Here is a 21641-nt window from a genome sequence, read left to right on the forward strand (position 1 = left end):
TTTACACACCCAATTCCTTGAGCCGGTAGATAAGCGACAGTTGCGTTTGTCACAGAGTGCTCTCAGGAATGAACTTCCGGGATTTCGCCCGAACTTCCCTATCAACCTGCCGAAATCGCCCACCGCAATGTTACCGACACGTACATCTCGCGCCGCCGACCTGCGAGTCGGGCAGCACGGCAGGGCTCAGACCCTGACCGCCCTGCCACCCACCCGCTCGACAACTGGTAGACGGCGGCGCTCTGCGATTCCCCAGTCCAATCTGGCGCGCGAACCCGCCCGCACGATAAGCGTTCCCAGGCTCGCAATGCCTTCCGCATCTGATCCGCTCGCTGCCGGCGGAAGAACCTCCGACGCCCAGCACTGTCGCGCTGATGTCGGCAACAGATCAGGTGCCGGGCGCGCACCTCAGGCCGAGCAGGCGCCCTCGTGCCACGTCAACTTTGTGACCGCCATCGGCACATAGAAGATGTTGCCACCACGGGGGACGCAGGTCGTACGGGTGGTGGTCGAGCCGTCGGGCCACGTGTAGACGAATTCCATGTCGACGTTTCGGGACGTGTAGTTGTAGTACGTCAGCGCCGGGACGCTGCCTGACCATTCCTTGCTGGTCACAAGGGACGGGGTTTCCACGGGAGCGGGCTCGGGAAATGCCCAGTTGGGCCAGACACAGAATGTGCCCGGCTGGCAGTTTCCGGGCGGCCACGCCTCGTCGGAGGCTTCTTGAGCTGCTGCCGAAGCGGCGGGGGCGGTGGCCACGAGGCCTGCCATGGTTGCCGCGACGGCAATGGATTTCAATCGCACGGGACACCTCTCGGAGGTTTGTTTGATTGATGGACGACATTACCTCCAAGAATTTGAGCAGTCAAGCACTCCGCTGTACTGTCGCCTGAGAATCGTTTGGACAAGGCTGTCAGCGGTGCCCGGTGCCGCCCGTGACCCCGGGGCGCTGGCGCGTAGGCCCGCACGCCCCGGGGTTCCCGAGTCGTGTCTCAGGCTGGCGAGCCGACCGGCACGGTCGCCTTCTCGTCCGGCCGCCGCGCCGCCGACTCGTCCTCGTCGTCGTGCTCGTCGAGCATTGTCGCCTCGTCGAACGGGTCGTCGCCGCGCAGCACCCCGACCGCTCGTTCCCGGTCGAACTCCCCGGTCCAGGTCCCCACCAGCACGGTCGCCACGGCGTTGCCGGCGAAGTTGGTGAGCGCCCGCGCCTCGGACATGAACCGGTCGATGCCGACGATCAGCCCGACGCCGTCGACGAGGTCCGGGCGGTGCGACTGCAACCCGCCGGCGAGCGTCGCCAGCCCGGCGCCGGTGACCCCTGCGGCACCCTTCGAAGCGATGATCATGAAGAGCAGCAGCGAGATCTGCTCGCCGACCGACAGCGGCTTGCCCAGCGCGTCGGCGATGAACAGCGACGCCATGGTCAGGTAGATGGCCGTGCCGTCCAGGTTGAACGAGTACCCGGTGGGCACCGTGATGCCGACGACGGGCTTGCTCACCCCGAAGTGCTCCATCTTCGCGATGAGCCGGGGCAGCGCGGACTCCGACGAGGAGGTCGACAGGATCAGCAGGAACTCCCGGCCCAGGTAGCGCAGCAGCGAGAAGATCGAGATCCGGGCGATGAACCAGAGCAGCGCGCCGAGGACCACCAGCACGAAGATCAGGCAGGTCGCGTAGAAGCCCAGCATGATCTGCGCGAGGCTCTTGAGTGCGTCCACGCCGGTGGCGCCGACCACTGCCGCCATGGCACCGAACGCGCCGATCGGCGCCAACCACATGATCATGGCGAGCACCTTGAAGACGACCCGCTGGATGACGGTGATGGCGCCGAGCACCGGCTCACCGCGCCGGCCCATGGCCTGCACGGCGAAACCGACAAGCAGGGCGACCAGCAGGGTCTGGAGCACCTCGCCCTCGGTGAGCGCGGACAGCAGCGTGGTCGGGATGATCCCGAGCAGGAAGTCCGCCGTACTCCCGGCTTCGTCACCGGCGGCGGCCTTGCCCGCGCCGGCGAGGTCCGGTCCCAGGTCCAGGCCGGAGCCGGGGTGGATGAGGTTGCCGACGACCAGGCCGATGGCGAGCGCGACAGTCGACATGGTCAGGAAGTAGCCGAGGGCGAGGCCGCCGACCTTGCCGACCTTCGCGGCCTGACGGACGGAGCCCACGCCGAGCACGATGGTGCAGAAGATGACCGGGCTGATCATCATCTTGATCAGGTTGACGAAGCCGGTGCCGATCGGCTTGAGCTCCTTGCCGAACTCGGGGGCGACGAGGCCGACCACGATGCCGGCCAGCACGGCCACGATGACGGCCAGGTAGAGGTAGCGGGTACGGTCCCGACGGACCGGGGGCGCCGGTGCGGTGGCGGAGTCGGTGGTGTCCATGCCGACAATGTGAAGCGCGTCTCACCCGTTGACAGCCTTGCGGTCATTCTGTTCACCGCGAAACACCGAGGAGGTGGTGAGGTGGCCCGACGGCAGTGGAGCATCGCGGGGCAACTCTTCGCCCTCCAGGCGGTGGTGGTGACGCTGCTCGTGCTGGCCGGCGCGGCGGGTGCCGTCTGGCTGGCCCGCAGCGACTCCCGCCAGGCCGCGCAGGAGGAGGTGCTGTCGGTGGCGCAGACCGTGGCGCGCTCCCCCGACGTCCGCGCGGCCCTCACGACCGCCGACCCGGCAACCATCCTCCAGCCGTACGCCGAATCGACGCGACTGGCGACGGGCACCGACTTCGTGGTCGTGATGGCCCCCGACCGGACCCGCTTCTCACACCCGACCCGGGAGTTGATCGGCCAGCCGTTCGTCGGGGAGATCGAGCCCGCCCTCGCGGGCCACCCCTTCACCGTCACAAACGTCGGCACGCTCGGCGAGTCGGTGCGCGCTGTCGTTCCGGTGTACGACGACAAGCGGCGCATCGTCGGCCTCGTCTCGGTGGGCATCACCACCCGCGCGATCGACCGCAAGCTGCTCGCCCAACTGCCGGTGCTGTTCGGTGTGGCGGCGCCGGCCCTCGCGCTCGCCGCGACCGGTTCCTGGCTGCTCAGTCGCCGGCTGCGCCGCCAGACGCACGGCCTCGGCCCGGCGCAGATGACCCGGATGTACGAGTACTACGACGCTGTCCTGCACTCGGTACGCGAGGGTCTCGTGGTGCTGACCACCGACCGGCGGGTGGCCCTGGTCAACGACGAGGGGCGCCGGCTGCTGGGGCTCGACGCCGACGCGCCGGTGACCGACCAGCCGGTCGCCGGGATCGACCTGCCGCCCGCGGTGGCCGAGCTGCTCGCCTCCGGGCGGGATGCCCGCGACGAGCCGATTCTCGCCGGTGACCGGGTGCTCGTGGCCAACCAGCGGACCACCCGCTTCGAGGGTGCGGCGCTCGGCACCGTGCTGACACTGCGCGACCAGACCGAGCTGCGCACGCTGGCCAGCGAGCTGGATTCGGTACGGGCGCTGACCGAGGCGTTGCAGGCGCAGACCCACGAGTCGGCGAACCGGCTGCACACCGTACTGACCCTTGTGGAGCTGGGCCGCACCGAGGAGGCCGTACGGCTCGGCACCCGGGACCTGGCCCTCGCCCAGCAACTGACCGACCGGGTGGTCGGCGCGGTGACCGAGCCGGCGCTGGCCGCGCTGCTGCTCGGCAAGTCGGCGCAGGCAGGCGAGCGCGGGGTGGACCTGGTGATCGAGCCGGAGTGCCATCTCGACGACAGTCCCCTACCCACCGGTGACCTGCTGACGGTTGTCGGCAACCTTGTCGACAACGCCCTGGAGGCGGTGGCCGGCACACCCGCGCCGCGCCGGGTGCGGGTCTTCGTCGGCGAGGTCGACGACGAACTTGTGGTACGGGTCGCCGACAGCGGCCCCGGGCTGGCCCCGGACCGGGTGGCCGACGCGTTCCGCCGCGGCTGGTCCACGAAGAGCACCGGCCGGGGCCTCGGTCTGGCGCTTGTCGGTCAGGTGGTACGCCGACACGGTGGCCGCTACGACGTGGGCCGCTCGGACGACGGCGGCAGCCTCTTCACCGTCCGGATGCCGATCGTCGGGGCACGGCGATGACCGCCATCCGGGTGCTTGTCGTCGAGGACGAGCCACTGCTGGCCGAGGCGCACAGCGCGTACACCGAACGGGTTCCCGGTTTTGTGGTCGTCGGGGTGGCGCACACCGCGCAGGCGGCGATGGCGGCGCTGCGCGCGGGCGACGGCGGCGACGTGGACCTCGTACTCCTCGATTTCCGGCTGCCCGACCTGCACGGCCTGGACGTCTGCCGGGCGCTGCGGGCGGCGGGCAGCAGTGTCGACGTGCTGGCGGTGACGTCCGCGCGGGACCTCGCTGTGGTGCGCACGGCGGTGTCCCTCGGGGTGACCCACTACCTGCTCAAGCCGTTCACGTTCGCCGCGTTCCGCGACAAGCTGGAACGCTACGCCGACTACCGCGCCCAGGCGCTCGCCGAGGGCGAGGTGGTCGCCCAGCACGAGGTGGACCAGATGTTGGCCACCCTGCGCGGCACCGCCGGGCACAGCCTGCCCAAGGGGCTCGACGCGCAGACCCTCGATCGGGTACGCGCCGCGCTGGCCGACGTGACCCCCGGCGTGGGGCTGTCGGCCACCGAGGTCAGCGCGCTGACCGGCATCTCCCGGGTGACAGCACGCCGTTACCTGGAATACCTGGCGACAATCGACCGAGTGGCACGCAGCCCCCGCTACGGCACCCCCGGCCGCCCCGAGGTCGAATACCGACCCCGCTAGTGCCTCGTCATGCGGCCTTGAACGGGTAATCGGGATGGCGGATCTTGGAGTTGATCGCGTATCCGGTTTTGGGTTGGGCGTGTTGGTTGCGCCAGCGGATGTAGGCGCCGATGGCGGTGTCTTGCTCGGCGTGGGTGCGGTGGTCGGTGCCGTTGAGGGCGAAGTAGCGTACGGCGGCGAATTCGGCCTCGATCCAGTTCAGCCAGGAGGCGTAGGTCGGTAGGAACACCAGGTCGATCTGGTTGGCGGTGCACCAGGCGCGGACCTCGGGGTGCTTGTGTGGGGAGAAGTTGTCCAGGATCAGGTAGAGCCGGTCATCGGGCCACCGGGCGCGCAGTGTCTTGAGGAAGCTGAGGAATTCCCGCCATCGTTTCCGGTCGCGGATGCGGTAGTGCAGCTTGCCGGTGGTCAGGTCCAGGGCGGCGATCATGTGTCGTACGCCCTGGTCGCGGGTGTAGGTGGCCCGCAGTCGCACCGGGTGTGCGACGGGCCGCCAGGCCCGTCCGGGTCGGGGTTGCAGGTTCAGCGGCCCGAACTCGTCGACGGACAACACCCGACCATCTGCTGGTGGGTGGTCGTAGAGGTCCAGGATCCGGCGCATCTTCGTGGTGAAGTCGGGGTCGGTGCTGGCCTTCCACGTCTTGGTGGCCTGCCACGTCACGCCGCGTTCGTGCAGGATCCGGCGGACGGTCTCGACGCTGATGGTCGTGACGTGGCCGGCGGCGATGAGGTAGTCGCGCAGCTTGGTCAGGGACCAGCAGGAGAAGGGTCGGCCGAGGAAACGGGGGTCGCACCGGGCGATGACGCAGATCCAGTCGCGGGTCTGCTCATCGATCCGTCTCGGTGCGCCCCCGCTCCATTTTGGGTCCAGGGCGTCGAACCCCCGATCGTTGAACGCGTGGATCACGTCGCGGACGTAGTCCTCGCTGGCCTTGAGCAGATGAGCGATGTCCGGGGCCGGCTGTCCCTGGGCGGACATCAGCACCACGATCGCCCGCCGCAGCTTCACCGGGTCCTTCGCCGTCCGAGTGATCCGCTGCAACCGTTGACCCTCGACCATCGACACCTGCCGGACGAACACCTCCGGGCGCCTACCCACGCCACCACCTCCCAGACCAGAAACGATGGGAGACAGCCTGCCCGACACATCCTCAGAACCCACGGATTACACGATCAACGTTCAAAGACGAGGCACTAGTTGCCCCACCGCCCCCGTCGATCATGGAGTTGTGGTGCTTCACAAAAGGGGCATCAGCTTACTTACCGGCCACCACAACTCCATGATCGACGGGGTGGGCGGTGGCGGGCGGCGGGCGGTGGGGGGTGGGGCGGCCAGGGCGGGGAACTTGGTGGCGGGGCGGGGATGCGTTGTTAGACTCTTGCGCGTTGGGTTTGGCGAACTGTCGGGGAGACCAGACATGGCGGGTGACGACGACATCTCCGGGTGAGGCCGGATGTGTTCGGCCACCATTCGGCGCGCGTCCGCGCAGCTGCCGTGGCCATGTCGTCGTTCCACTGGTCCCCGTCGTCGGGCGGCTCTGGCGCGCCCAACCCACCCTCTGAGGTCACTCGCATGTCTGATGCCTTCATCGTCTGCTCGAACCTGTCCTTCTCCTGGCCGGACGACACCCCGGTCTTCTCGGAGCTGTCCTTCACCGTGCCCGGCGGCCGTACCGGCCTGGTCGCGCCCAACGGCGCCGGCAAGAGCACGCTGCTGCGGCTGATTGCCGGGGAGTTGCGGCCCAGCGACGGCAGCGTCACCGTCGACGGCCTGCTCGGCTACCTGCCGCAGACCCTGCCGCTGGCCGGTGACCTCGCCGTCGCGCAGGTGCTCGGTGTGGCCGAGCGGATCGCCGCCCTGCACGCCATCGAGGCCGGCGATGCCAGCGAGGAACACTTCGCCACCATCGGCGACGACTGGGACATCGAGGAGCGCACCCGCGCCGAACTGGACCGCCTCGGCCTCGGCGACCTGTCGCTCGACCGTCGGCTGGACACCCTCAGCGGCGGTCAGGTCGTCTCCCTCGGCCTGGCGGCGCAACTGCTGCGCCGCCCGGACGTGCTGCTGCTCGACGAGCCCACGAACAACCTCGACCTGGAGGCCCGGCACAAGCTGTACGACGTGCTCACCGACTGGTCCGGGTGCCTGCTGCTTGTCAGCCACGACCGGGAGCTGCTGGACCGCATGGACCGCATCGCCGAACTGGACCGTGGCGAGATCAATTGGTACGGGGGCAACTTCACCGCGTACACGGAGGCGGTGCAGGCGGCGCGGGAGGTGGCCGAGAGCAACCTGCGCAACGCCGAGCAGGAGGTCAAGCGGGAGAAGCGCGAGATGCAGCAGGCCCGCGAACGCGCCGATCGGCGGGCCAGCAACGCCTCCAAGAACCTGAAGAACGCCGGGCTGGCCCGGATCGTGGCCGGCGGGCTCAAGCGCAGCGCGCAGGAGTCGGCGGGCAGGGCGCAGGAGACGCACTCGGCCCGACTCGGCCAGGCCAAGGCCCGCCTGGATGAGGCCGGTTGGGCGGTACGCGAGGACGACCGGATCGTCGTGGACCTGCCGGACACCACCGTCCCGGCCGGTCGCACGGTCTTCTCCGGCCGGGGCGTGCGGGCACGCTTCGACGACCGGGAACTGTTCGGAGGCGACGGCGCCGACCTGGTGATCCGAGGGCCCGAGCGGATCGCGCTGACCGGCGCGAACGGCGTCGGCAAGTCGACCTTGCTGCGCCTGATCAGCGGTGACCTCGCACCGGCCGGAGGCGACATCCGCCGGGCCGACGGGCGGATCGCGTACCTGTCGCAGCGGCTGGACCTGCTGGACCTCGACCGTACGGTGGCGGAGAACTTCGCCGCGTACGCGCCGAGCCTGCCCGACGCCAAGCGGATGAACCTGCTCGCCCGGTTCCTGTTCCGGGGCTCTCGGGTGAACCTGCCCGTCGGGGTGCTCTCCGGCGGCGAGCGCCTGCGCGCCACGCTCGCCTGCGTGCTCTGCGCCGAGCCGGCACCGCAACTACTGCTGCTCGACGAGCCCACCAACAACCTGGACCTCGTGAGCGTCGGGCAGTTGGAGAGCGCGCTGTCCGCGTACCAAGGGGCGTTCGTCGTGGTCAGCCACGACGAACGGTTCCTCGCCGAGATCGGCGTGCAGCGCTGGCTGCGGCTGGCCGACGGCCGGCTGCGGGAGACCGCGGCCCCGGACCGGGACTGATCCGGCTCCCGGATCGTCGGGTCGGACGGGATCCGCCGGACTCCTCTCGCAGCACCGGCGACGGCGTGAAACGCCGGACGGGCCGGACGCCAGCGGCGTCCGGCCCGTCCGGGCCGATTTATCCGGTGCCGCTGAAGGTGTTACCAGCGGCCGAGGATCATGCGGCTATCGACCGGTCCGAGTGAGTACTGACCCGAGGTGTACCACTCCCCATGGGTCCAAGCGTTCTTCCACACGTGGTACGTGAAATCACCAGCCGCGTTCTGATACGCCACCACGATGTCGTCCTTACCATCACCGTTCACGTCACCAGCCGCGACCCGATCCTCCACCTGCGACATCGTCCAACCACCGGACTCATAATCACTGGCACGCTCAAACGACGAACCCGACGACACCCACCGCCAAATCGTCATCGTCCGATCACCGTCATCACGCATCATCGCCGGCTCAGCCTTACCATCACCATTAAAGTCACCCACCACCAACCGGCCACCCACCGGATCCAGATTGAACGGACCCGACGAATACCACCGCTCGTGCGACAGGCCACCCTTCCACACCCGGTAACTGAACGAACCATCCGACTCCTGATACGTCGCGACGATATCGTCCTTACCATCACCGTTCACATCACCGGCCGCCACCCGATCACCGACCCGCGACATCGTCCAACCACCGGACTCATAATCACTAGCACGCTCAAACGACGAACCCGACGACAACCACCGCCAAATCGTCATCGTCCCATCACCGTCATCACGCATCAACGCCGGCTCAGCCTTACCATCACCATTAAAGTCACCCACCACCAACCGGCCACCCACCGGATCCAAATTAAACGGACCCGACGAATACCACCGCTCGTGCGACACACCCCCCTTCCACACCCGGAAACTGAACGAACCATCCGACTCCTGATACGTCGCCACCACATCATCGCGACCATCACCATCGACATCACCGGCCGCCACCCGATCACCGACCCGCGACATCGTCCAACCACCAGACTCGAACAGATCCCCCTCCAACGAGAACGACGAACCCGACGACGACCACCGCCACAACGTCATCGTCCCGTCACCGTCATCACGCATCAACGCCGGCGCCGCACTACCCACCGGACCGCAGTTGTAGCTCGTCCTGTTGACGCTGTACGAGTAGTTGTCGTGGGTGATGCCCGAGGGCACGCCGTTGAAGTACGACTCCACCTTGGCGCCGTCCCGGGTCTGTTCGAAGTGCAGGTGCGGGCCGCTGGAGCTGCCGGTGCTGCCGACCTTGCCCAACTGCTGCCCGATCCTCACCTGCTGGCCGACACGGACCATCGGTGATTGCAGCATGTGCAGGTACAGGCTCTCCCACCCGTTGCCGTGGTCGATCCGCACGTAGTAGCCGCCGCCGGTCCCCATCGGACCGGAGGGGTTGGACGGAGTGCGGCCGCCGAGCGTCCCGTCGATGCCCGCTCGCACCACAGTGCCGCCGAAGGATGCCAGAATCGGACGCCCCCATGCGCTACCCGAGGTGGGAATCATGTCGATGTCGTAGTCGTCATGCCCGGCATAGGTTGACAGTCGCCACGTCTCGCCACACGGGGCGGGCAGCTGGAACATCGGTCGCGGACCGGCGGCTCGCGCCGTCCCGGTTCCGGACAGTTCGGCCATGAGTGTGGTCCCGGAAAGTGCCACTGCCGAGCACAGCATGACGAGCGCGAGTCGGCGGACAGCGCCTGCGGGGAACCGCCACAGCCGCCGTCCAGCACCGCTCATCCGTCTCTCTCCCATGTGCAACCTTTTCCTCTCGTCTTCTGGCCGGCGACGTCCCGGTCGCCACGTGACCGGCGGCCCCGCATGCCACTCGGCACACAAGCTCGCAGTGCGAGCTGCAGATTTTCGCCAGCGGCGCTGTAGGACGATTCAAGAAATCCCCAGACTCGGGTCGGAACGTGCGCGGGTGGGTCCGCGGCCGGTCACGGCCCACTCTCCGCACACGGCGCAGGGGGCGACCGTTCGGCCGCCCCCTGCGTATCGAGCCCTGACTCAGGGCCGCGTACCAACCTCCTCGTCGGCGTTACCAGCGGCCGAGGATCATGCGGCTATCGACCGGTCCGAGTGAGTACTGACCCGAGGTGTACCACTCCCCATGGGTCCAAGCGTTCTTCCACACGTGGTACGTGAAATCACCAGCCGCGTTCTGATACGCCGCCACGATGTCGTCCTTACCATCACCGTTCACGTCACCAGCCGCGACCCGATCCTCCACCTGCGACATCGTCCAACCACCGGACTCATAATCACTGGCACGCTCAAACGACGAACCCGACGACACCCACCGCCAAATCGTCATCGTCCGATCACCGTCATCACGCATCATCGCCGGCTCAGCCTTACCATCACCATTAAAGTCACCCACCACCAACCGGCCACCCACCGGATCCAGATTGAACGGACCCGACGAATACCACCGCTCGTGCGACAGGCCACCCTTCCACACCCGGTAACTGAACGAACCATCCGACTCCTGATACGTCGCGACGATATCGTCCTTACCATCACCGTTCACATCACCGGCCGCCACCCGATCACCGACCCGCGACATCGTCCAACCACCGGACTCATAATCACTAGCACGCTCAAACGACGAACCCGACGACAACCACCGCCAAATCGTCATCGTCCCATCACCGTCATCACGCATCAACGCCGGCTCAGCCTTACCATCACCATTAAAGTCACCCACCACCAACCGGCCACCCACCGGATCCAAATTAAACGGACCCGACGAATACCACCGCTCGTGCGACACACCCCCCTTCCACACCCGGAAACTGAACGAACCATCCGACTCCTGATACGTCGCCACCACATCATCGCGACCATCACCATCGACATCACCGGCCGCCACCCGATCACCGACCCGCGACATCGTCCAACCACCAGACTCGAACAGATCCCCCTCCAACGAGAACGACGAACCCGACGACGACCACCGCCACAACGTCATCGTCCCGTCACCGTCATCACGCATCAACGCCGGCGCCGCACTACCCGCTCCGTTCCACAGGGCGTTGACGATAATCTGAGCGTCGCCGGCCTGGACCTGGTACCGGTCCGGATACGCCGACACCTGCACCGCTTGGCACACCTCGCCGATCGGGGCGGTCATCCAGGACTTGTTGGGATACTTGCTCTCCATCACGCTGAGGAACTTGTTGGTCGCCCAGGTAGCGTTCAGCCGCTGCGCCCGGCTGCCCCACCACTCCTGCTGCTGGAACAGCCCCAGGCTGGTGTGGTCCACCTCTTCGCTGATGTTCTGCAGGTGCGTCTCCACGATGGCTGTCGTGACGGCGATCACCGCGGCGCGCTGCGCCAACCCCCGGGCCTTTGCCGCGTTGATGATCATCCGTGCGCAGGATGTGCGGTAGGCGTTCATGTAACCGCGCATGTCAGACCTGAGCTGGCTGTTCAGGCTCGTGGCCAGTGCCGCATCGAGGCTGGTCGTCCCCCTCGGATCGCAGGCAACCGTCTGATACGCCAAAGCCGGCGAGGCCAGCGCGGGCACCGGCTTCGACGGCAGCGGGGTTCCCCCGGGGTCAGCCGACGCCACAAACGGCATCGCGGCCAGCGCCATAGTGGCGCCGACGAAAGCGGCCGCACTGCGACCAAGCACAGTGGACATTCTTCTTTGCAAGATTGCTCCTCCACGTCGACTGTCGGGGGATAGGCGGGTCAGGACGGTCGTCGACGCCCGTCCGGGCGTCACGTCCTGACCATTGCGAACTGAGGCCGCTGCGACAGCACCGGCCGAGCCCTTCCCGCTGGGCGACAGCATTCCGCCGTGTCCTGGAGAACCTCATCAATTACGCTGCAGAACGTGTTGAAGCGACCATGCTCCCTCGCGCGGCTCCCGATACAACGCACCGCACGATCGCACAGCTCGTTGGGGGTGCTTTTACACTGCCGCCACTGATGGCTCTGTTCAGCCCGATCAGAGCATGATCGAAAGCCTCCGAGCTGCCCGGGGAACCGTCCGCGCGAGTGGGGTTGGTAGCCCGCCGTGGGCCAGGGCGCTGAGGACCATCCGCACCGTGCGGATGATCCGGTCGAGCTCCTCGTCGTCGGCCTGGTGCACAGCGCATCCCGTCCCTGAAGATTCGCCAACCGGCCTGGGCACCGCCGTGTCCCGCGGCCAGGCGCGCATCACCCGGCACACGATGTCGCGTCGACCGGAGAGTCGAATCTCCCGCTCGGCCCAGCCCCGGGCGTAGAGGCGGAAGAATTCGTTCATCCGGTACCAGAGCTGGCCCCGAGGGTCGACCCGGGTGAAGCCGACCACCTGCGCGTCGGCCAACTCTTCGACCGCCTGTTCGGCTGCCACGGCAGACGACGGCAGAGTCGCCTGCACCACCCACGAGGGAAAGTCGGTGAGCCGAAGCGCGCCGAGCGCGAGCAGAACGCGTCGTGCCTCGGGCCCGAGCGCGCGACAGTTCGAGTCGAGTCGCCCTCGGACCGAATCGCCGTCGACACTTAGTTCGTCAAGCCGGCGGGCTTCGTTGGCCAGTCGGTCCGCCATGATTTCCAACGGCCACCCCTGGCGATGGACCAGTCGGGTCCCCGCAACGCGGACGGCCAGCGGGAGGCCCGCGCAGTAGTGCAGGATCCGTTCCGCCGCGCCCTGCTCGGCCTCCACCCGATCGCTGCCGACGATCCGGCGCAGCAGTGCCCGGGCATCGCCCGGCCCGATGGCGCCGAGTTCGGTGAACCGGGCCCCGGGCAGGCCACCGAGACGACGCCGGGAGGTAACCACGACCGCGCAGCTGTCGGAACCGGGTAACAGCGCCTGGATCTGGTGGGAGCTGTCAGCGTCGTCAAGCACGATCAGCATCCGGCGCCCGTCGAGCAGAGTGCGGTAACGCTCCATGCGTGCCTCGACGGTGTCGGGCGTGAGGCTCGTGGCCCAGCCGAGGATCGACAGGAACCGACCGAGGATGTCGCCCGGATCGGCCGGTTTCCCCACCGCCCCGCCCAGGTCGGCGTAGAGCTGGCCGTCCGGATAGTCCCTCGCGATGTCGTGCGCCACCCGAACCGCCAGGACGGATTTTCCGACCCCCGGCGGTCCGACGATCGCCTGCACCTGCGCCGCCGCGCCGGTGGTAACCGGACCCAGGGCGACGACCAGCGCCGAGCGTTCGTCAGCGCGTCCGGTGAAGTCTGCGGCCACCGGTGGCAGCAGCGCCGGGCGAATGCTGTCGGCGCTGCCGGGCCAGGCCACCGGGCGGCGGCCCGGGGTCACGGGCCGGGCCAGGTCGACTGGCCGGTTCCTCCCGTCGTCGCGGAGCACCATCTCGTGCACCGCGCGCAGGTGCGCGTTGGGTTCGATGCCCATCTCCTCGACCAGGAGCCGCCGCCCCTGGCGATACACCGCGAGGGCGTCCGAGCGCCGGCCGAGGCCGTTGAGCGCCACCATCAACTGCGCCCGGAACCGCTCCCGGTACGGGTGCCGGTGGACCAGCTCGGTCAGCTCCAGACAGGCCGAGTCCAGCCGGCCGAGTTGGATCTCCGCACCGACCCGTTCCTCGACGGCGACGAGTCGCATCTCGTCCAGTCGTGTCGCCGCCGACGACAGCAACTCGCTGTCAAGACCTTCCAGCGCGCCTCCCCGCCACAGGCGGGTGGCGTCCCGCAGCAGATCGACGGCCTCGTGATACCGGTGGTCGGCCAGTGCCTGCCGGCCCTCTGCGAACAGTGCCTCGAAGGCGTCCCGGTCTACCCTGGCGCCATTGGTCTGCAACAGGTATCCAGGTGGTTGCCGGACGATCAGGGCCGGAGCGCCCACCCGGGCGAACGTCTGGCGCAGGGTGGACACGTACGTCTGCACCACCGCCCGCGCCGTTTCCGGCGGCTGCTCCCCCCAGATCGCCTCGATCAGGCGTGCTACCGATAGGTTCTTACCGCTGTCGACCAACAGCGCGGCGAACAACGCCTTTGGCTTCTGTCCACCGAGTGGTACGACTCGGCCGGCGATCGATACCTCCACCGGCCCCAGCATTCGAAACTCCAAGCCCATCTCCCCCGTTGAAGCAGCTTGAATCGATGTCGCGGCTATGCATACACGATCAAGCCGCAGCATTCGACCCCGTTCTTCGTCGCCACCGGACGGGCCTCGGAGAGGCGCTGGCGCAATGGGAAGAGTCGGGGCCCTGCGGAGTCAATAGCAGGCGAGCGCAGCCCGGTGCGGGGAAACGAGACTGGTCAGGTCACGTTGGCCGGGCCGAGGACGCTCTTCAGGTCACCCATCAGCGCGGTCGTCGCCGCCACCCGGAACGGCCCCAGCCGCAGGGTGGTGGTCCGACCGCCGTTGAGAAGCTTGACGTGCACCTCGGTGTCGCCAGGGTGCAGCACAAGGGTTTCCTTGAGTCGTTCCACGAGCGGCGGCGTGCACCTGTGCACCGGGATGGTGAGGGTGACGGGCTTGTTGGTGGCGCTGGTGCTGACGTCCGGCATGGACATGTCCATCGCCATGATTCGTGGAGTGTCGTCGCGGCGGTCCACCCGACCTTTGACCACGACGATGGCGTCCTCGGCGATGTACTGTCCTACCACCTCGTAGGTGTTGGGGAAGAACAGCGTCTCCACCCCACCGGCCAGATCCTCCAGTGTCGCCGAGGCCCAGGCGCGGCCCTGCTTGGTGACCCGACGCTGCACGCCGGAGAGGATGCCGGCGAGTGTGACCACCGCCCCGTCGGGCACAGCGCCGTCCTCGGCCAGGGACGCGATCGTGGTGTCGGCCGCCGCGTTGAGGATGTGCTCCAGGCCGAACAGCGGGTGGTCGGAGACGTACAGGCCGAGCATTTCGCGCTCGAAGGCAAGCTTGTCGCGTTTGTCCCACTCACTGTCGCCGATCACCGGCATCACCGTCGTGCTGCCCGTGTCGGCGTCACCGAAGCCGGCACCGAAGAGGTCGTACTGGCCGACCGCCTCCTTGCGCTTGACATCGGCGTACGCGTCGATGGCGTCGGCGTGCACCGCGAGCAGGCCCTTGCGCGGGTGCTGCATCGAGTCGAACGCGCCAGCCTTGATCAGCGATTCGATTGTCTTCTTGTTGCAGACCACCGCGTCCACCTTGGACAGGAAGTCGTAGAAGTCGGTGTAGTCGCCCTTCTCCTGGCGGCACCGCATGATCGAGGCGACGACGTTCGCGCCGACGTTGCGCACCGCCGCCAGGCCGAACCGGATGTCCTTGCCGACCGGGGTGAACGGCCCGGCCGAGGTGTTCACGTCAGGCGGGAGCACCTGGATCCGCATCCGGCGACACTCGGACAGATAGAGCGCCATCTTGTCCTTGTCGTCGCCCACGGAGGTGAGCAGCCCGGCCATGTACTCGGCCGGGTAGTGCGCCTTCAGGTACGCCGTCCAGTAGGACACCAGCCCGTACGCGGCGGAGTGCGCCTTGTTGAAGGCGTACCCGGCGAACGGCACCAGGACGTCCCACACCGCCTGGATCGCCTCGTCGGAGTAGCCGCGTTCGCGGCAGCCGTCCCGGAACGGGATGAACTCCTTGTCGAGGATCTCCTTCTTCTTCTTACCCATGGCCCGGCGCAGCAGGTCCGCCTGGCCGAGGGTGTAGCCGGCGAGGATCTGCGCGGCGCGCTGCACCTGCTCCTGGTAGACGATCAGGCCGTGGGTGGGCGCCAGGATCTCCCGTAGCGGCTCCTCCAGCTCCGGGTGGATCGGGGTGATCTCCTGGAGGCCGTTCTTGCGCAGCGCGTAGTTGGTGTGCGAGTCGACGCCCATCGGGCCCGGTCGGTACAGGGCCAGGACGGCGGAGATGTCCTCGAAGTTGTCAGGCTTCATCAGCCGCAGCAGTGACCGCATCGGCCCGCCGTCGAGCTGGAACACGCCGAGGGTGTCACCACGGGCCAGCAGGTCGTACGCGGCCTTGTCGTCAAGCGGCAGGCCCAGCAGGTCGAGCTTCGTACCGTGGTTGAGCTCGATGTTCTTGACGGCGTCGTCGATGATCGTCAGGTTGCGCAGACCGAGGAAGTCCATCTTCAACAGCCCGAGCGACTCGCACGTCGGATAGTCGAACTGCGTGATGATCGCCCCGTCGGCGTCGCGACGCATCAACGGGATGTGCTCGATGATCGGCTCGGCGGACATGATGACGCCCGCGGCGTGCACACCTGTCTGGCGGATCAGCCCCTCGATGCCCTTCGCCGTGTCGATCACCTTGCGGACGTCCGGGTCCGAGTCGTACAGGCCGCGGATCTCGCCGGCCTCGGCATAGCGGGGGTGCTTCGGGTCGAAGATGCCGGTGAGTGGGATGTCCTTGCCCATCACAGCTGGCGGCATCGCCTTGGTGATCCGGTCGCCGACCGCGTACGGGAAACCGAGGACCCGGGCCGAGTCCTTGATCGCGGCCTTCGCCTTGATCGTGCCGAAGGTCGCGATCTGGGCGACCTTGTCCTCACCCCACTTGTCGGTGACGTACTTGATCACCTCACCGCGCCGACGCTCGTCGAAGTCGATGTCGACATCCGGCATCGAGACACGCTCGGGGTTGAGGAACCGCTCGAAGATCAGGCCATGCTGGATCGGGTCCAGGTCGGTGATGCCCAACGCGTACGCGACGAGCGAGCCGGCGGCCGAACCACGGCCCGGACCCACCGAGATGCCCTGGCTCTTGGCCCACTGGATGAAGTCGGCGACCACGAGGAAGTACGACGGGAAGCCCATCTGGTTGATGACGCCCAGCTCGTACTCGGCCTGGACGACGTGGCCCTCGGGGATGCCGTTCGGGTAGCGGCGGGCCAGGCCGGCGAAGGTCTCCTTACGGAACCAGGACTCCTCGGTCTCCCCCTCAGGCACCGGGAAGCGCGGCATCAGGTTGTGGAACTCGAACATGCCCTTCGGGTCGACCTTCTCGGCCACCAGCAGGGTGTTGCGGCAACCCTCCTGCCACAGCTCCGACGAGTCCACCGCGCGCATCTGGTCGGCGCTCTTGATGAAGTAGCCGCCACCTTCGAACCGGAACCGGTTCGGGTCGTCGATGTTGCTGCCGGTCTGCACGCAGAGCAGCACGTCGTGGGCGGTGGCCTGCGCCTCGTGCGTGTAGTGCGAGTCGTTGGTGACCACCGGCGGGATGTCCAGCTTGCGGGCGATCTCGGTGAGCCCCTCGCGGACCCGGCTCTCGATGGAGAGGCCGTGGTCCATGATCTCCAGGAAGTAGTTGTCCTTACCGAAGATGTCCTGGTAGCTCGCGGCCACCTTGAGCGCCTCATCGAACTGGCCCAGCCGCAGCCGGGTCTGCACCGCCCCCGACGGGCAGCCGGTCGTGGCCATGATGCCCTCGGCGTGCTCGGCGATCAGCTCCATGTCCATCCGGGGCCACTTGACGTAGTGCCCCTCCATGGACGCGCGCGAGTTGAGGGTGAACAGGTTCTTCAAACCCTGCGCGTTCTTCGCCCACATGGTCTTGTGGGTGATGGCGCCGTTACCGGAGATGTCGTCGCTCTTCTGCTCCGGCCGACCCCACTTGACCCGCGCCTTGTGGTAGCGCGACTCCGGCGCCACGTACGCCTCGACGCCCAGGATCGGGGTGATCCCGGCGGCCATCGCCTGGTTGTAGAAGTCGTTCGCGCCGTGCATGTTGCCGTGGTCGGTGATCGCCACCGCCGGCATGCCGAGCCGCTTGGCCTCGGCGAACAGGTCCTTCAACCGGGCCGCTCCGTCGAGCATCGAGTACTCGGTGTGCACGTGCAGATGCGCGAACGAATCAGCCATGCGTGGCGCCCCCCGGCGGTGTGGATCTAGGTGGTCGGAGCCGACCGGCACCTACCCTACCGAGGTGATCTCTGCGGCTCCACCGTCCGCGCCGAGGGTGGTCCGCGTCTCCCCCACGACTATTCTCGGAGCATGGCGAGGTACTACGACGTACACCCGGAGAACCCGCAGCCGCGGGTGATTCGGCAGGTTGCCGACCTGATCCGCGGCGGCGGCCTGATCGCCTATCCGACGGACTCCTGCTACGCGCTCGGCACCCAACTGGGCAACCGGGACGGGCTGGACCGGATCCGCGAGGTCCGCCAGCTCGACGACCGGCACCACTTCACGCTGGTCTGCCGGGACTTCGCGCAGCTCGGCCAGTTCGTGCGGATCAACAACTCGGTCTTCCGCCTGGTGAAGGCGTCCACCCCGGGCAGCTACACCTTCATCCTGCCGGCCACCCGCGAGGTGCCGCGCCGGATGCTGCATCCGCGCAAGAAGACCGTCGGTGTCCGCGTACCCCGGCACACGGTGACCCAGGCGTTGCTGGCCGAGTTGGGTGAGCCGCTGGTGTCAAGCACCCTGGCCCTGCCCGGCGACGAGGAGCCGATGACCCAGGGGTGGGAGATCAAGGAACGGCTCGACCACCAGCTCGACGCGGTCCTCGACGCCGGCGAGTGCGGCAAGGAGCCGACGACGGTCGTCGACCTGTCCGGCCCTGAGCCGGAGATCCTGCGCCGAGGTGCGGGAGACACCTCCCGCTTCGAGTAGCCCCCTCGAACGATCCGCCCTCCGGAGCTGGGCCCGTCGCGGCCCCCGGCGCCGGTCGTTGCCGACCGCCGGGCATGACCCCTGAGCAGGCGCGCCTTCAGCCCGAGGTGGTCGCCGCGCGCCCATTGCTCTGCTTCAACCGACGCAACACCGACGGCCCCTATCTGTTGCGTGGGTTGAAGCAGAGCAAAGGCGGGGTCCGACCACCCTCCCCACCCGACCGGCAGGTCCCACGAAAGCCGCCTAGGCGGCACAACGTTATTGGCGTAGACAACAGTGTGTGCCACACAGTATGGTGTGACGCATGGTTAGCGAGGACGTTCTACGGACGCACCTACAGGAGTTGCGTCGAGGCACCGTCGTGGTGGCCAGCCTGGTGGCGTTGCGCCAGCCGGACTACGGCTACGCACTGCTGCAACGGCTCACCGACCACGGCTTCCCGGTGGACGCCAACACGCTCTACCCGCTGCTGCGCCGCCTGGAGGACCAAGGGCTGCTGACCAGCGAGTGGAACACCGAGGAGAGCCGACCGCGCAAGTTCTACCGGACCAGCGACGAGGGCGAGTCGATGCTGAACCGACTCCTGGACGACCTCGCCGCCGTACAGACCTCCATCACCGGGCTGATCCAAGGAGTCGACCGATGAACACCCTGACCGAGCGCTACCTCGCCGCGACCCTGCGATCGGTGCCACTACAGCGCCGCGACGAGATCGCCACCGAACTGCGCGCCTCGATCCGGGACATGATCGAGGACCGGGCCTGCGGCGGCCAGGACGCCACCGCCGCCGAGCGGGCGGTGCTCACCGAGCTGGGCAACCCCGACCTGCTCGCCGCCCGGTACGCCGACCGGCGGCTGCAACTCATCGGCCCGACCTACTACCTCGTCTGGCTGCGGCTGCTCAAGCTCCTGCTCAGCTTCATCCCGGCGATCGTCGGCACCATCGTCGCCATCGTCGACGTGGCGGACGGCAAGGGCTTCGGGGCCATCGGCACCGGCATCGTCACCGCCATGCAGGTGGCCGTGCAGATCGCCTTCTGGCTCACCCTGACCTTCGCCATCCTCGAACGCGCCCAGCCCGCCACCAGCCTGCCCGACTGGACCGTCGACCAACTGCCCGACGTCCCCGCGCACAGGGACATCTCCCTCGCCGACACCATCGCGTCGGTGGCCATGGCCGCGCTGACCATCGGCTACCTGCCCTTCCAGCACTACCGGTCCTGGGTTAACGGCACCGACGGCGAGAACATCCCGATCCTCGACCCGGCTCTGTGGTCGTTCTGGCTGCCGGCGCTGATCGCGGTGCTCGTCGCGGGCATGGTGTTCGAGATCGTCAAGTACCGGATCGGCCGCTGGAGCTGGACCCTGTTCGGAGTGAAGGCCGTGCTCGATCTCGCGTTCACGGTGCCGCTGATCTGGTTGGTACTCACCGACCGGCTGCTCAACCCAGCCCTGACCGACCGCCTGAGCTGGCTGGCCGAGCCGGAGAACAGGAACACCCTCGGAGCTGTCATCGCGATAGGCGCGGCGGTGGTGCTGGTCTGGGACCTGATCGACACCGGCCTCAAGACCCGCCGCCAGACGACCTGAGCTGATCCGGTGCGGCGGCCCGGCGCGCAACCTGCGCCAGGTCGCCGCACCGGCATGAGCGCCGACCGCGACGAGGCCGTCGCGCCGAGGGTTGAGCCATCCCACCTGGGCCTGAGCAGGCCGTCTCCGATATGTCCGGTTAGCGGAGATGGCCGGTGGCGTGGCATCGTTCCCGGATGAACGTGGCACAGCGGGACGCGTGGCGCCGGCCAGGACCGACGCCGGAGCAGCTCCGGATCGACCTCTGGATCGGGCTGGCCGTGACCCTGCTGGCGCTGGTGAGCCTCACGCTGGCCCGCAGCACCGGGGCGTTCCTGCTGGGCCCACCGCCGTCCGGGCCGGAGCAGTTGCTCTGGACCGTCGCGGTGACCCTGCCGCTGATCTGGCGGCGACGCTGGCCGGCCGTCACCCTGCTGGTCATCTCGGTGGCGTTCGTCGCGGCGCAGGCCCGATCGGCACCGGAGACGCAGCTCTCCTCGTGGTCGCTCTTCTGCGCGCTCTACACCGTCGGCGCCTGGGAACAGGATCGCCGACTGGCCCGCAGACTGCGCATCGGTGTGATCGTCACGATGTTCGCCTGGCTGGGTATCTACTACGCGGTGAGCATCGAGCACATCCCACCCGGCGCCTTCGCCGACGCCGTCGGACCGGTGCCCCCGGTGCTCGCCGCGATGGTCACCGGCGTCCTGATCAACGGCCTGTACTTCGGTTTCGCGTACTTCTTCGGCGAGACCGCCTGGGTGTCCGCTCGACGCGAGCACGAGCTGCGCGCCCAGGCCGATGAGCTGCGCCGATCGCAGGCGGAGTCCCGCGAGCGGGCGGTGTTCGGCGAACGGGTACGCATCGCCCGGGAACTGCACGACGTGGTCGCGCACCACGTCTCGGTGATGGGGGTGCAGGCGTCCGCGTGCCGGCGGGTGTTCGACCGCGACCGGGACAAGGCCCGCGCGGCACTCGCCGCCATCGAGCAGAGCGCCCGCACCGCCGTCGACGAGCTACGTCGGATGCTCGGCGTGCTGCGCGCCCCCGACGGATCCGCCGAAACCCCACCGCCGGCCGCCGCGACGATCGAAAGGGTCGGCGAACTCGTCGAACGGGCGCGCGCCGCCGGGCTCACGGCCACCACCGGGGTGTACGGCGCCCCGGTGACGTTGCCCGCGTCGGTCTCGCAGACGGCGTACCGGGTGGTGCAGGAGGCGGTGACCAACACGCTGAAACACGCCGACGCCGGACTGCTGGACGTACGGATCCGCTACCTGGCGCGGGAGGTCGAGGTGGACGTGAGCGACGACGGGCGCGGCGGGGGCCAACTCCCCGCTGACGGGCTCGGCCTGATCGGCATGCGGGAACGCGTCGCCGCCCAGGACGGCGTCCTGGAGGCTGGCCCCCGCCGGGGCGGCGGCTGGCGGGTCCGCGCCCGGTTGCCGCTGCCCGCGGCAGTGCCCAGGGGAAACCGGCCGAATCCGACACGAACCGACGCCGCGTCCGACGACGGTACGCCGACAGCGAGCCGGGCAGACACGGGCGCGGCAACGCCGACGCAGCGCGAAAGGGCAGCCGCGCGGGA

General features: G+C 68.1%; 13 protein-coding genes and 1 pseudogene. 7 read left to right on the forward strand and 7 right to left on the reverse strand.

Translation table 11 applies throughout. The features are described 5' to 3' along the window. Positions 1-408 precede the first annotated feature (408 nt). On the reverse strand, positions 409-804 hold the full coding sequence (locus tag F4558_RS15950) for a hypothetical protein (protein WP_157552718.1): 396 nt from the start codon (positions 802-804) through the stop codon (positions 409-411). Between the two features lie 188 nt (positions 805-992). Next, complete coding sequence (locus F4558_RS15955; protein WP_053657716.1) at positions 993-2384, reverse strand: cation:dicarboxylate symporter family transporter; 1392 nt, start codon at positions 2382-2384, stop codon at positions 993-995. Positions 2385-2465: 81 nt separating this feature from the next. Between F4558_RS15955 and F4558_RS15960 the strand changes: the two genes are divergently transcribed. Further along, complete coding sequence (locus F4558_RS15960; RefSeq protein WP_167944939.1) at positions 2466-4052, forward strand: ATP-binding protein; 1587 nt, start codon at positions 2466-2468, stop codon at positions 4050-4052. Next, a complete protein-coding gene (locus tag F4558_RS15965) occupies positions 4049-4741 on the forward strand; it encodes a response regulator (RefSeq protein WP_053657718.1) in 693 nt (230 codons plus the stop codon). The genes F4558_RS15960 and F4558_RS15965 overlap by 4 nt, the downstream gene beginning before the upstream one ends. A gap of 7 nt (positions 4742-4748) precedes the next feature. On the opposite strand, the gene F4558_RS15970 is transcribed toward F4558_RS15965, so the two are convergent. Beyond that, on the reverse strand, positions 4749-5840 hold the full coding sequence (locus tag F4558_RS15970; protein WP_312877276.1) for an IS630 family transposase: 1092 nt from the start codon (positions 5838-5840) through the stop codon (positions 4749-4751). Between the two features lie 474 nt (positions 5841-6314). Between F4558_RS15970 and abc-f the strand changes: the two genes are divergently transcribed. Further along, the gene (gene abc-f / locus F4558_RS15975; RefSeq protein ID WP_167944941.1) at positions 6315-7952 is read left to right on the forward strand and encodes a ribosomal protection-like ABC-F family protein; all 1638 of its coding nucleotides are present in this window, start codon (positions 6315-6317) and stop codon (positions 7950-7952) included. 140 nt (positions 7953-8092) lie between these two features. Here abc-f and F4558_RS15980 read toward each other — a convergent pair whose 3' ends face one another. From F4558_RS15980 to dnaE, 4 genes are all read right to left on the reverse strand, one after another. Further along, complete coding sequence (locus tag F4558_RS15980; RefSeq protein ID WP_167944942.1) at positions 8093-9613, reverse strand: VCBS repeat domain-containing M23 family metallopeptidase; 1521 nt, start codon at positions 9611-9613, stop codon at positions 8093-8095. 406 nt (positions 9614-10019) lie between these two features. Next, a complete protein-coding gene (locus F4558_RS15985) occupies positions 10020-11627 on the reverse strand; it encodes an FG-GAP repeat domain-containing protein (RefSeq protein WP_167944944.1) in 1608 nt (535 codons plus the stop codon). 309 nt (positions 11628-11936) lie between these two features. Beyond that, positions 11937-13985 (reverse strand): AfsR/SARP family transcriptional regulator, encoded by a 2049-nt coding sequence (locus F4558_RS15990; RefSeq protein ID WP_167944946.1) that lies wholly within the window; start codon positions 13983-13985, stop codon positions 11937-11939. Positions 13986-14200: 215 nt separating this feature from the next. Beyond that, positions 14201-17731 carry a DNA polymerase III subunit alpha gene (gene dnaE / locus F4558_RS15995; RefSeq protein ID WP_167944948.1) on the reverse strand — a complete coding sequence of 1177 codons (3531 nt, stop codon included), beginning with the start codon at positions 17729-17731 and terminating at the stop codon, positions 14201-14203. A 132-nt stretch (positions 17732-17863) separates the two neighbouring features. Here dnaE and F4558_RS16000 point away from each other — a divergent pair, with 132 nt between their 5' ends. The 4 genes and pseudogenes from F4558_RS16000 to F4558_RS16015 form a co-directional block, all read left to right on the forward strand. Next, positions 17864-18484, forward strand: a complete 621-nt coding sequence (locus F4558_RS16000; RefSeq protein ID WP_053657581.1) for an L-threonylcarbamoyladenylate synthase — start codon at positions 17864-17866, stop codon at positions 18482-18484. A gap of 304 nt (positions 18485-18788) precedes the next feature. Continuing rightward, the gene (locus F4558_RS16005) at positions 18789-19130 is read left to right on the forward strand and encodes a PadR family transcriptional regulator (protein WP_053657579.1); all 342 of its coding nucleotides are present in this window, start codon (positions 18789-18791) and stop codon (positions 19128-19130) included. After that, positions 19127-20074: a permease prefix domain 1-containing protein gene (locus tag F4558_RS16010; RefSeq protein WP_167944950.1), complete on the forward strand. Its 948-nt coding sequence runs from the start codon at positions 19127-19129 to the stop codon at positions 20072-20074. Before F4558_RS16005 ends, F4558_RS16010 begins: the two co-directional genes overlap by 4 nt. A 176-nt stretch (positions 20075-20250) precedes the next feature. Continuing rightward, positions 20251-21504, forward strand: a pseudogene (locus F4558_RS16015) (sensor histidine kinase); the annotation flags it as partial. Positions 21505-21641: the final 137 nt, after the last annotated feature.

The organism is Micromonospora profundi (assembly GCF_011927785.1).
Taxonomy (GTDB): domain Bacteria; phylum Actinomycetota; class Actinomycetes; order Mycobacteriales; family Micromonosporaceae; genus Micromonospora; species Micromonospora profundi.